Annotated in this window: 9 protein-coding genes; 6 read left to right on the top strand and 3 right to left on the bottom strand. The window is 74.3% G+C overall.

What is annotated here, in order from left to right; translation table 11 throughout:
• Nucleotides 1-208 precede the first annotated feature (208 nt).
• Nucleotides 209-2,647 carry an endopeptidase La gene (gene lon, locus ACSURM_RS12580; protein ID WP_436955087.1) on the top strand — a complete coding sequence of 813 codons (2,439 nt, stop codon included), beginning with the start codon at nucleotides 209-211 and terminating at the stop codon, nucleotides 2,645-2,647.
• 73 nt (nucleotides 2,648-2,720) lie between these two features.
• On the opposite strand, the gene ACSURM_RS12575 is transcribed toward lon, so the two are convergent.
• Both ACSURM_RS12575 and ACSURM_RS12570 read right to left on the bottom strand, forming a co-directional pair.
• Nucleotides 2,721-5,081, bottom strand: coding sequence for a SpoIIE family protein phosphatase (locus tag ACSURM_RS12575; protein ID WP_436955086.1), 2,361 nt, complete (start codon nucleotides 5,079-5,081; stop codon nucleotides 2,721-2,723).
• Nucleotides 5,082-5,246: 165 nt separating this feature from the next.
• A complete protein-coding gene (locus ACSURM_RS12570; protein ID WP_436955085.1) occupies nucleotides 5,247-6,089 on the bottom strand; it encodes a lysozyme in 843 nt (280 codons plus the stop codon).
• A gap of 241 nt (nucleotides 6,090-6,330) precedes the next feature.
• Here ACSURM_RS12570 and ACSURM_RS12565 point away from each other — a divergent pair, with 241 nt between their 5' ends.
• Nucleotides 6,331-6,822, top strand: a complete 492-nt coding sequence (locus ACSURM_RS12565) for a MarR family winged helix-turn-helix transcriptional regulator (protein WP_436955084.1) — start codon at nucleotides 6,331-6,333, stop codon at nucleotides 6,820-6,822.
• Between the two features lie 51 nt (nucleotides 6,823-6,873).
• Here the strand turns inward: ACSURM_RS12565 and ACSURM_RS12560 are convergent, their stop codons facing one another.
• Entirely contained in the window at nucleotides 6,874-7,662 is a 789-nt protein-coding gene (locus ACSURM_RS12560) for a protein phosphatase 2C domain-containing protein (RefSeq protein WP_436955083.1), read from the bottom strand.
• A gap of 371 nt (nucleotides 7,663-8,033) precedes the next feature.
• On the opposite strand from ACSURM_RS12560, the gene ACSURM_RS12555 reads away from it, so the two are divergent.
• The 4 genes from ACSURM_RS12555 to ACSURM_RS12540 are packed head-to-tail and all read left to right on the top strand — an operon-like array spanning nucleotide 8,034 to nucleotide 12,394.
• On the top strand, nucleotides 8,034-10,841 hold the full coding sequence (locus ACSURM_RS12555) for a nitrate- and nitrite sensing domain-containing protein (RefSeq protein WP_436955082.1): 2,808 nt from the start codon (nucleotides 8,034-8,036) through the stop codon (nucleotides 10,839-10,841).
• Nucleotides 10,838-11,335 carry a roadblock/LC7 domain-containing protein gene (locus tag ACSURM_RS12550; RefSeq protein ID WP_436955081.1) on the top strand — a complete coding sequence of 166 codons (498 nt, stop codon included), beginning with the start codon at nucleotides 10,838-10,840 and terminating at the stop codon, nucleotides 11,333-11,335. The genes ACSURM_RS12555 and ACSURM_RS12550 overlap by 4 nt, the downstream gene beginning before the upstream one ends.
• Nucleotides 11,332-11,757, top strand: coding sequence for a DUF742 domain-containing protein (locus tag ACSURM_RS12545; RefSeq protein ID WP_030789923.1), 426 nt, complete (start codon nucleotides 11,332-11,334; stop codon nucleotides 11,755-11,757). Before ACSURM_RS12550 ends, ACSURM_RS12545 begins: the two co-directional genes overlap by 4 nt.
• Nucleotides 11,738-12,394, top strand: coding sequence for a GTP-binding protein (locus ACSURM_RS12540; RefSeq protein WP_189999776.1), 657 nt, complete (start codon nucleotides 11,738-11,740; stop codon nucleotides 12,392-12,394). The genes ACSURM_RS12545 and ACSURM_RS12540 overlap by 20 nt, the downstream gene beginning before the upstream one ends.
• Nucleotides 12,395-12,412: the final 18 nt, after the last annotated feature.

The raw sequence follows: 12,412 nt of genomic DNA, 5'->3' as shown, positions 1-12,412 counted from the left end.
TGCACAGGACCCCCACGGACGAGTGGTACGGAACGGGGGCGGGGCGGCCTGCGGGTGCGAGGCCGACGTGCGCCGGTCCTCGCCGCCGCGGCCCCGGGTACGCCGGCGGGAGCAACTGATCGCTCAGAGCGAACAAATACCCGGGAACAATCGGCCCCGCCAGAACATTGAGTCGGCATAGCTCAAGTTGACTGCCTAAGGGGAGATCATGGCTGCTGAGTCACCGGCGTTCACACTGACCCTGCCCGTGCTGCCGCTCGACGACGAGGTGGTACTGCCCGGCATGGTGGTTCCGCTGGACCTGAGCGACGCCGAGGTGCGGGCCGCGGTGGAGGCCGCGCAGGCCGCCGCCCGCTCCGAACCCGGCAAGCCCAAGGTGCTGCTGGTGCCGCGGGTCGACGGCACGTACGCCAGGACCGGCGTCCTCGGCACGGTGGAGCAGGTGGGCCGGCTCGCCGACGGTGACCCCGGGGCCCTGATCCGCGGCCGGAGCCGGGTCCGCATCGGCGCCGGCACCACCGGGCCGGGCGCCGCGCTCTGGGTCGAGGGCGCCGGCGTCGAGGAGGGCGTGCCGGAGCCGCTGCCGGGCCAGGTCGCCGAACTGGTCAAGGAGTACAAGGCGCTCGCCACCAGCTGGCTGCGCAAGCGCGGCGCCTGGCAGGTCGTGGACCGCGTCCAGGCCATCGACGACGTCTCCGCGCTGGCCGACAACTCCGGCTACTCGCCCTTCCTGTCCACCGAGCAGAAGCTCGAACTGCTGGAGACCGCCGACCCGGTGGCCCGACTCCGCCTCGCCGCCCAGCAGCTGCGCGACCACCTCGCCGAGCAGGAGGTGGCCGAGACCATCGCCAAGGACGTCCAGGAAGGCGTCGACAAGCAGCAGCGCGAGTTCCTGCTGCGCCGTCAGCTGGAGGCCGTGCGCAAGGAACTGCGCGAGCTGAACGGCGAGAACTCCAAGGACGCGGCCGAGGAGTCCGACGACTACCGCGCCCGCGTGGAGGCCGCCGACCTGCCGGAGAAGGTCCGCGAGGCCGCCCTGAAGGAGGTCGACAAGCTGGAGCGCGCCTCCGACCAGTCGCCCGAGGGCTCCTGGATCCGCACCTGGCTGGACACCGTCCTGGAGATGCCGTGGAACGAGCGGACCGATGACAGCGCTTCCGCGTACGACATCCGGGGCGCCAGGGCCGTGCTCGACGCCGAGCACGCGGGCCTGGAGGACGTCAAGGAGCGCATCACCGAGTACCTGGCCGTGCGCAAGCGGCGCGCCGACCGCGGCCTGGGCGTCGTCGGCGGGCGGCGCGGCGGCGCGGTGCTGGCCCTCGTCGGCCCGCCCGGCGTCGGCAAGACCAGCCTCGGCGAGTCCGTCGCGCACGCCATGGGCCGCAAGTTCGTCCGGGTCGCCCTCGGCGGCGTCCGCGACGAGGCCGAGATCCGCGGCCACCGCCGCACCTACGTCGGCGCGCTGCCCGGCCGGATCGTGCGCGCCGTCAAGGAGGCCGGGTCGATGAACCCGGTGATCCTGCTGGACGAGATCGACAAGGTGGGCTCCGACTTCCGGGGCGACCCGGCCGCCGCCCTGCTCGAAGTCCTCGACCCGGCGCAGAACCACACCTTCCGCGACCACTACCTGGAGGTCGAGCTGGACCTCTCCGACGTGGTCTTCCTCGCCACCGCCAACGTGCTGGAGGCCATCCCGGAGGCGCTCGCCGACCGCATGGAGATCGTCCGCCTGGACGGCTACACCGAGGACGAGAAGGTCGTCATCGCCCGCGACCACCTGCTCCCGCGCCAGCTGGAGCGGGCCGGCCTGGACCGGGACGAGGTCACCCTGGAGGAGAGCGCCCTGCGCAAGCTGGCCGGCGAGTACACGCGCGAGGCGGGCGTGCGCACCCTGGAACGCTCGATCGCGCGCCTGCTCCGCAAGGTCGCCGCCCGGCACGAACTGGGCGAGCGGGAGCTGCCGTTCACCGTCACCGACGGCGACCTGCGCGACCTGATCGGCCGGCCGCACCACGTGCCCGAGTCCGCCCAGGACCCGGCCGAGCGCCGTACGGCGGTGCCCGGCGTGGCCACCGGTCTCGCGGTCACCGGCGCCGGCGGCGACGTGCTCTACGTGGAGGCGTCCCTGGCCGACCCGGAGACGGGCGCGGCGGGCCTGACCCTGACCGGCCAGCTGGGTGACGTGATGAAGGAGTCGGCGCAGATCGCGCTGAGCTTCCTGCGCAGCCACGGCGCCGAACTGGAGCTGCCGGTGGCCGACCTGAGGGACCGGGGCGTGCACATCCACTTCCCGGCGGGCGCGGTGCCCAAGGACGGCCCCAGCGCGGGCATCACGATGACCACGGCCCTCGCCTCGCTGCTGTCGGGCCGGCTGGTCCGCACGGACGTGGCGATGACCGGCGAGGTCTCGCTGACCGGCCGGGTCCTGCCCATCGGCGGCGTGAAGCAGAAGCTGCTCGCCGCCCACCGCGCCGGGGTGACCACCGTGATCATCCCCAAGCGCAACGAGCCCGACCTGGACGACGTGCCGGCCGAGGTGCTGGACAAGCTCGACGTCCACACCGTCACCGATGTCCGCCAGGTCCTGGAGCTGGCGCTCGCGCCGGCCGAGGACGGTGTGGAGCCGGCGGTTCCCGTGGCGGCGTGACGGACGCCGCGGGAAGGGCGGGGCCCGGGTTCCGCGCAGGCGGCCCGGGTCTCCGCCGCACCCCGTCGCCCGCTCAGAGCGCGGCCGGGGTCTGCTCCGCCCACACCGTCTTGCCGGTCCGCTCGTGCCGGGTGCCCCAGCGCTCGGCGAGCTGCGCGACCAGCAGCAGGCCCCGGCCGCCCTCGTCGAAGATCCGGGCCCGGCGCATGTGCGGAGTGCTGCCGCTGGCGTCGTACACCTCGCAGATCAGGGCGGCGCCCGGGCGCAGCAGCCGGAGCCGGACGGGCGGGCGGCCGTAGCGGATGGCGTTGGTGACCAGTTCGCTGACGATCAGCTCGGTGGTGAACGCCGCCTCCTGGAGCCCCCAGGCGGACAGCTGCTCCTCCACGTACCGCCGGGCCAGGGAGACGACGGTCGGCTCGTGGTCCAGCTCCCAGCAGGCCACCCGGTCCTCGGGCAGGGCCCGGGTGCGGGCCAGCAGCAGGGAGACGTGGTCGTCCGGGCCGTGGCCGGCCAGCTCGGTGAGGACCCGGTCGCACACCGAGTCCAGCGACGGCGCCGGACCCTCCGGCCCGCCGTACACCCCGTCCAGGGCCCGGCCGACGGCCCGGCCGTGGGGCTCGGGCGGGCCGTTCGCGCACAGCGCCAGCAGGCTGCCCTCGGGCAGCTCCGTCTCGACCGCCTCGAACGGCGGTCCGCCCATTCCCAGCGGCGGCCCGGCGGGCACGTCGAGGACGCGGACGGCGCCGTCGGGGGTGACCACGGCGGGCGGCGGATGCCCGGCCCGGGCCGCCGCGCACCGGCGCGACACGGGGTCGTAGACGGCGTACAGGCAGGTGGTGCCGATGCCGCCGGCGGTCTCGGCGGCCGGGTCCGCGCTGCTCTCGTCGGCGGCCAGCCGCAGCACCAGGTCGTCCAGGTGGGCGAGCAGCTCGTCGGCGGGCAGGTCCACGTCGGCCAGGGTGCGCACCGCCGTGCGCAGCCGGCCCACGGTGGCCGAGGCGCGGATGCCGCGGCCCGCCGCGTCGCCCGCGACGAGCGCCACCCGCGCCCCGGACAGCGGGATCACGTCGAACCAGTCGCCGCCCGGACCGGTCCCGCTCGCGGCCGGCAGACAGCGGGTGGTGATCTCCAGGGCGGCCTGGTCGGGCAGCGGGTGGGGCAGCAGGCCGTGCCGCAGGGGCTCGGTGCCGGGTGCCGGGGCCTCGGCGCGGGCCTGCTCGACGCAGGCGGCGGCCTTGGCGGTGAACTCCTCGGCGAGCCGTACGTCCTCCGGCCCGAACCGCTCCCGTCGCGGGGTGCGGCCGAACAGGGCCACGCCGAGCGTGCCGCCCGCGCCGACCAGCGGCACCGCCAGCAGGGACCGGACGCCGGAGGCGCGCAGCCACCCGGCGCACGGGTCCAGCGCCGCCCACTCGGCGATGCCCGGTTCCGCCGTGTCGTACAGCAGCGGGCGGGCCGTCGCCAGGCAGCGGGCGGGCGGCGAGCCGGCCGGGCAGACCACCGCCTCGCCGACGCAGGTGCCCCGGGCGGTCCCCGCGCCGTCCGGGACCGCGCGCAGGGCGGCCCGGCGCAGCACGACCTGCCCCGGCTGCGGGCCGCCGGTCCCGCCGGCGCCGGAGCGCGGACGGTCCAGCAGGTCGACCGCCATGACGTCGGCCAGCCGGGGGACCGTGACCTTGCCGAGTTCCTGGGCGGCGAGGATCTGGCCCGCCGCCGTCGCGCCGCGCGGGCCGGTCTCGTCCGCCGGGGGCGGGCCGCCGGGGGCGTCCGGGGCCGGCCGCGACACGGACAGGCAGACGGCCCGTACCCGGCCGTCGGCGTCCTTCAGCGGGGTGAGGACGGCGGTCCGGCCGAAGTCCGGGCCGAGCCGGCCGTGCGCCTCCTGCGGCCTGCCGGACTCCAGCGCCGCCCGCATGGACCGCTCGGCCTCCTCGCTCGCGGCGCCGGGCACGATGTGGGTCAGGCGCAGCCCGCGCATGGCGGCCTCGGGCAGCGCGAGGACGTGCTCCAGCCGGCGGTTGGCCCGCAGCAGGCGCAGGTCCGGGCCGAAGACGGCCAGCGGAAAGGGCGACTGGAGAAAGGTCCACTCCTCCAGGGGATCGCCGCGGGGCGGCTGCGGCCGGGCCGACACCGCGCTCACCACGAGCCAGTCGGTGCGCCCGGCCGGGGAGGTGCGGCGGTGGGCGAGGACGTCCAGCTCCAGGCGCCGGCCGTCCTGGTGGCGCAGCGGGACGGTGCCGTGCCAGCGGCCGCGCCCGGCCAGGGTGCGGCGGGCGCCGGCGGCGTCGGTGGCGAGCAGCGCGGCGGCGGGCCGGCCGACCACCGCCGGGGAGTCGTAGCCGAGCAGCCGCCGCGCGCCGTCGCTCCAGCCGGTCAGGATGCCCCGCTCATCGATGGTGGCCGTGGCCGTGTACGTCGCTGGTCGCTCCATCGCCGCTCATCTCGCCCTTGCTCGGCAGGCTCTCCTGACCAGCATGATCCCGGGCGGCGCGGAGCACCAACGCAGGGCGCGGGCCGGGCAGAACGGCCCGCGCCCCGGCACCCGCGGGCCGGAGCCGTCCCCGCTCACGGCACGGCCCGCGGCCGGCCGCCGCCGTCAGCCGTTGGCCAGGGCCTGGACCCGGTCCAGGGCGCCGTTGAACTTGTTGTGGTCCCCGACCGTCGGGCCGGAGGAGGTGTACTGCCACATCGTGTAGAACGACCACCCGGCCGGCAGTGTCCCCGGGTCCGCGGCGTAGCGGGCGATCCACAGCGGGTTGTTCACCGCGAAGCCGCCGTAGTTGCCGGTGCACTGGGTCCACCAGGTGGTGGCGGTGTAGATCACGGCGTACCGCCCGGTGCGCGCCTTGTAGGTGTTGAGGAAGTCGGCGATCCAGCTGACCATCTGGCTCGCGGTCTTGCCGTAGCAGGCGGCGCCGTAGGGGTTCCACTCGATGTCGAGGGCGCCGGGCAGGGTCTTGCCGTCCCGCGACCAGCCGCCGCCGTGGTCGACGAAGTAGTTGGCCTGGGCGGCGCCGCTGGTGGTGTCCGGGGTGGCGAAGTGGTAGGAGCCGCGGATCATGCCCACGTTGTACGAGCCGTTGTACTGCTGGGCGAAGTAGGGGTTCGTGTAGTACGTGCCTTCCGTCGCCTTCGTGTACGCCCAGCGGACGCCGCTGTTCCACAGCGTGGACCAGGCGACGTTGCCCTGGTGGCTGGAGACGTCCACGCCCTCGGTCAGGGTGGCGTCGCCGGTGCTGGGGGTGCCGTGCTGTCCGTCGTGGGCGAGGACGCCCATGCCCATGTGGGCGGAGCCGCGGGCGGGCACATCCGCGGCCCGGGCGGAGGTGAGGGGGAGGGCGAGGGAGAGCGCCGCGAGCAGGGCCGTGACCAGGACGGCGAGGGGGCGCGGGCGGAGCGGACGGGTACGACGGGTGGGACCGGGTCTGAGCACGGTCATGGCGTGCCTCCGGGATGGGGAGTGGGGGAGCGATGTGGGGATCGTGGGGGGTGACCGCCGGCCCACTGGGCGTGGGCATGCCATTAATGGCGTGGTAAAGAAGCTACGCACGTAGATGACGGTGTGGAAGAGGGTCCGGACGACGCCGTTGGTCTATGCCTGCGAAATACTGACGGAGCTGCGGCAATGACGACGTGTGACAGAAACTTTCAGGACTGCGAAACCGATCAGGGGTGCTGACGTGCACGAGGACAGAAACAGCGGCGGACCGGGCGTCGCCTGCCGGGTGACGCCCAGTGGTGCAGACCAGGAATTCCTGTCGCTGGAACGCGAGTTGACCGTGCTGCTGCGGCGCGCCCGGGCCAACCAGGCCGAGATGGCCCGGGAGGTCCACCCCGATCTGGAGTCCTCGGCCTACGGCCTGCTGATCCGGCTGGACGAACAGGGCGGCCAGCGGGCCACCGAACTGGCCGCCTACATCGGGGTCGGCAAGGCCACCATGTCCCGGCAGCTGCGCGCCCTGGAGGAACTGGGCCTGATCGCCCGCGAACCCGACCCGGCCGACGGCCGCGCCTGGCTGGTCACCCTCACCGACGAGGGCAGCCGCCGCGTCGGCACGGTCCGCGAGGCCCGCCGCGCCCGCTACGTCCGCGAGCTGGCCCACTGGGACCGCCGCGAGGTCGCGGAGCTGGCCAGGCTGCTGCACGAGCTGAACGACGTCATGGCCAAATAGCGGCCCACACCCGCCTACACCGCGGCTCGCCACCGCTCGTACACCGGAGGCTCACAGCCGCGCGTACACCACCGTCGCGTCGTCGTGCGTCTTGCCCCGCCCCAGGAAGGCCCGCCGCTCCCGGTCCGCCGCCTCCAGCTCCCGTACCCGCTCGACCAGCGACCGGGCGCCCTCCTTGGCGACCACGTCGAACAGGGCCGTCCAGTCCCCCTCGCGGAACATCTCCGTCCAGCGGGTCGCGCCGTCCGTCAGCGCGGCCAGCTCCCGCACCTCGCGCCGGGGCAGCACACCGGTGACCGCGCGGGCGGCCACGGCGGGGTCGGCGGCGGCCGTGAAGAACCCGCCCTCCTTGTTGCGCAGGCGGGCGTCGACCAGGGCGGCCGAGACCAGCGCGGAGCGGGGGAGCCGGGCGAGCCGGTCGTCCAGCACCGGGGTCACGGTCCCGTCGGGCCCCCGCAGCAGGAGTGCCGCGTCCGACAGCACCAGGTACTCGACCTCGGCGGCGGACCAGCGGGCCACGGCGACGGTTGCCTGGGGCGTTCGCGGGTGAGAAAGGTCACAGGTGCCCGCGTGCGCCTCGGCCGTGCGCCGGATGGCCCGCGCGAGAATCTCCGGCAGCGTCAGATCTCGGCTGGAAACGGTCAGTTCGGTCAGCGCGCCGCCCAGCCGCGCGGTGAACCAGGGCACGGAGTGCAGACAGCCCGTCCCGCCGCTCGGCGGCGTCACCCCGTCCAGGACGATCGCGCAACCTCCCTGTCCGCAGGCGGGTAGCCCGACACCGGCGAAGTCCTCGTTGGGGCGGGCCGCGTCGCCGGGTTCCGAGGCGAGATCAGTACGCACCCGGTCAGTCTGCACGACCCCTTCACACGGTGCGCCACGGACCGGGCCGCCTCCGGGAATTCCCGCGACCTCGCAGGTCAGCGCCTGGTTTGGGACGGAATGAGGCGCTCCGGGAAGACGTGGTGGCGAATATTGCCAAAGCCTGCCGCGCGCGTCCAACCGGCCCGCCGCGTCCGAGCCGGGCACGCGCCGGAGGAACTTGCCCGCCAACTCCCCTCCGATGTTCACTCCTTCGGGTGGCGGGTCAGGTGATGCGCGACCACTGCCCACCGGCGCTGGGAGGGTCGGGAACCGTACGAACCGGGTGTACGCACCACTTGGCCCCGAAGTGACGGGGTACCACCCGGGCCCCTGGGTAGACGAGTTCGAGAATGCGAGCACCGGTGCAGAAGAAGCGGCCTCGGCGCACAGGCAGTCAGCCGGCCCCCGCGGGGACCGTCCCGCAGACCCCCGTGGGCACCGGCCGCCCGACCCATGTGCGCACCCGGCTCATCGTCGCCGTCGCGGTGGTGGCCGCCGCCGTGGCCGGGGCCGGCGTGCCCGCGCTGCTCACCGCCTCCCAGGACGTCGGCGACTCCCAGGAACTGGTGACGCTCGCCGCCCGCACCCAGGACGCGCTCACCCTCGCCCACTCCCTGGCCGACGAACGCGACGAGGTCACCCCTTATGTCGCGGCCGGCCGCCCCCGCTCCAAGGCGCCCTCCGAGGACCGCAGCGCCCGCGTGGACCGCCAGGTAGCGGAGTTGCGCGCGGACACCGACACCCCGGCCCGCCTGCGCACCGCCCTCGCCGGGATCGACACGTTCCGCCGGGCCGCCCTCACCGGCAAGACCGACGCCCTGCGGACCCACCAGGCCTACTCGGCGGCCATCACCGAACTGCACCGGCTCGCCGAACAGCTGGCCGAGCGGCTGCCCCCGCGGGCCGGCTCCGGCACCCACGCCCTCGCCGAGCTGGACGACGCCGTACAGCAGTCCGCCGCCGCCCGCGGCCTGCTGCTGGCCGCGCTGAACATCCCCGCCCCCACCCGGACGGTCATCGACCCCGTCACCGGCCTGCCCACCACCTCCGGCGGCGACGACGCCGACCGCCGGCAGCGCGACGCGCTCACCACCGCCGCCCAGCAGGCCCGGCTGCGCGCCGACGCGGCCCTCGCCGGCTTCCGTGCCACCGCCCCCGAGACGGCCGTCGACTCCTACGACTCCACGGTCACCGGCGCCGAGGTCAACTCGGCCGAGAAGTTCCTGGCCACGCTCACCGACCAGCCGACCCTGGCCGACAGCGAGCTGACCACCAGCACCAAGAAGCTGGACGCGGCCCTGTCCGCCCGCGTCGACCTGATGCGCGGCGCCGAGTCCGCGCTCTACGATCGCCGCACCAAGGACCTGGAGAAACTCCGGGACGACGACGTCACCGCCCTGGAGATCCGCGTCGCCGTCCTCGGCGTACTGCTGCTGGTCGCGGTCGGCGTCGCCACCGCCATGGCGCGCAGCCTGACCCGCCCGCTGTCGGTGCTGCGCCGCGGCTCGGCCCGCCTGGCCGAGGCCGAGGACCCGGCGGCGCAGGACCCGATCGCCTTCACCGGCCGCAACGACGAGTTCGCCCAGGTCGTCCGCTCGGTCAACGCCCTGCACGCGCACGCCGCCGCCCTGCACGAGCGGGTGGCCACCCTGGAGACCGACCGCAAGCACCTGGTGGGCCAGCGCCAGAAGATGGCCGACGCCCGCGAGGAACTGCGCGCCGAACTCGCCGACTCCGCCACCCAGCTGGAGCGGCTGCGCACCAGCATCGGCTCCACCTTCGTCAACCTGGCGCTGCGCACCCTGGGCCTGGTCGAACGCCAGCTGGCGGTCATCGAGGGCCTGGAGGACCGCGAGCAGGACCCCGAGCGCCTCGCGACCCTCTTCAAGCTGGACCACTTCGCCACGGTCATGCGCCGGCACAGCGAGAACCTGCTGGTCCTCGCCGGCACCGAGCACGTCCAGCAGCACCCCGGCCCGGTCCCGCTGGTGGACGTGGTCCGGGCGGCGGTCAGCGAGATCGAGCGCTACGAACGCGTCCGCATCGCCTCCCTGCCGCCGCACGCGCACGTGGCCGGGTTCGCCGCCGACGACCTGTCCCACCTGCTGGCCGAACTGATGGAGAACGCCACATCGTTCTCCCCGCCGGAGCAGCCGGTGGAGGTCTCCGGCTGGCTCCTGGAGTCGGGCGAGGTCATGCTCTCCGTCCAGGACGAGGGCATCGGCGTGGCCAAGGAGCGCCTGACCCGCCTCAACGCCCGCCTCACCGACTTCGACCCGCAGTCCCTCTACGACCAGAACGACGCCGACACCGACGGCCTCGGCCTCGGTCTCTACGTCGTCGCGCGCCTCGCCCACCGGCACGGTGTGCGGGTCCAGCTGCGCGACCAGAAGCAGGGCGGCACCGCGGCGGTCGTGGTCCTGCCGGCCCAGCTCCTCGCCGAGGCCCCGCCGACGCCCCTCGCGCCGGCGACCGCGTCCGGCAGCACCACGGGCACGTACACCCTGCCGGGCGCCGACGCGGAGGCCAACTCCAACGTCCTGCGCGCCCGCACCAAGGACCCGCTGGTGGCCCTCGCCGAACGGGCCGTACAGGACACCCACGAGCAGGCCACCCACGAGCAGGCCACCCACGAGCAGGCCACCCCGCCCGCCGACCCCACGGAGACCCGCCCCAAGCCGACGGAGACCCCCGCCGAGACCACGATGGAACTCCTCCTGCCGACACCGCAGGAGGATCCGGCGGAACCGGACGAGCCGGGGGCATCGGAGGAGCCGGGAGCATCGGCCGAGCCGGGAGCGCCGGAGCGGCCGACGGCACGGACCGGCCTCCCGGCGACCCCGCCCACGGCCCCGGAAGCCGACGGCGAAGCCGAGGCGGAGCCACCGGCCGAGACGGCGGAGCCGCTCACCAGCAAGGGTCTCCCCAAGCGCACGCCCAAGATCACCGCCCCCGCCGCCCCGCCCCGCCAGCGCAACACCCGCGTCGACGCCGACGCCCTGCGCCGCAGGCTCGGCGGCTTCCGCAGCGGCGCCGAGGCCGGCTACCGCGACGCGGAGACGGAGATCGCCGAGAAGACGGCAGGCCACCGACGGCCGGCCGGCTACGCACACGCCGAAGAAGCCACGGGGGGCACAGCCGAGGAGGCAAGCAGTTGACCGCGCCCACTACCTACGGACTGAGCAGTGAAGCCCGTAACCTGCACTGGCTGCTGACCAACCTGGTCGAGGAAGTACCCGGCATCCAGTCCGTCGCCGTGGTCTCCTCGGACGGACTGCTGCTGCTGTCGTCCGACCCGGCCCACACGGAGCAGTCCCGTGCGGCCCGCCCGGCGAAGGGCCCGCGCGGGTCCGCCGCCGACCTCGCCACCATCGTCTCCGGCATCGGCAGCCTCACCGTGGGCGCCGCCCGGCTGCTGGAGCACGGCGGGGTCAAGCACACCATGGTCGCGATGGACGAGGGCAGCCTGTTCGTGATGTCGATCAGCGACGGCTCGCTGCTCGGCGTGCACGGTTCCGCCGAGTGCGACATGAGCGTGGTGGCGTACCACATGGCGCTGTTCGTGGGCCGCGCCGGGCACGTCCTGACGCCCGAACTCCGCAGCGAGCTGCGCAAGACCATGGAGGCCGAGTCGGCGGGGAGCACCCGGTGAGCGGCCCCGCGAACAAGCCCGGCAAGCAGCGGCTCCCGGTACGCGGCGGCGACCGCAAACCCGCCCGCGTGCGCCCCTACTCGCTCACCGGCGGCCGTACCCGCTTCGGCCACGTCCTCCTCGTGGAGACGTTCGTGGCCGCGCTGGAGGCCCCCGAGGAGCGCAAGGAACTGACGAACGGCTCGCAGGCAGGCCGGGGCATGCCGGAGATGCTGGCCATCGTCGAGTTGTGCCGCCGTATGCGCACGGTGGCCGAGATCGCCGCGCTGCTGAAGATGCCGCTCGGTGTGGTCCGCGTCCTCCTGAGCGACCTCGCGGACCAGGGAAAGATCCGTGTGTACGGCACCGGAACCGGTCACGGCACCGGCCGACCGGACCGCGCGCTGCTGGAAAGGGTGCTGAGTGGACTCCGCCGTCTCTGACGCCACCGCCGCCTTCGGGGGCGCTCCCCTCGCCGCCTCCTACGGCGAGCCGGACGAGGACCTGAGGTCCTGGCAGACCGACCGGACGCGGGCTCCCATCGCGACGAAGATCGTGGTGGCGGGCGGCTTCGGCGTCGGCAAGACCACGTTGGTCACCTCCGTCTCGGAGATCACGCCCCTGCAGACCGAGGCGCTGATGACCGAGGCCAGCGAGGACACCGACGACCTGTCCGCCACCCCGGGCAAGCTCACCACCACCGTGGCCATGGACTTCGGCCGCATCACGCTCGACGACGACCTGGTGCTCTACCTGTTCGGCACGCCGGGCCAGCAGCGGTTCTGGTTCATGTGGGACGACCTGGTGCGCGGCGCGATCGGCGCCGTCGTCATGGCCGACACCCGCCGCCTGAAGGACTGCTTCCCCGCGCTGGACTACTTCGAGAGCTGCGGACTGCCCTACGTCGTGGCCGTCAACCACTTCGACGGCAGCGAGCGGTTCGAGCCGGAGGACGTGCGGGAGGCGCTGACCATACCCGCGCACATCCCTGTCATGATCATGGACGCGCGGCGGCGGTTCTCGGTCATCGAGACCCTTCTGGCCCTCGTCGGCCACGCGCTGGACGAAACCCCCGAGTAGTCCTGATAGGAGTCCCCA

The organism is Streptomyces sp. SudanB182_2057, from assembly GCF_964272715.1.
Lineage (GTDB): Bacteria > Actinomycetota > Actinomycetes > Streptomycetales > Streptomycetaceae > Streptomyces > Streptomyces rubradiris.
The sequence above is the reverse complement of the archived record's forward strand: the minus strand, read 5'-3'. Positions and strand labels throughout refer to the sequence as shown.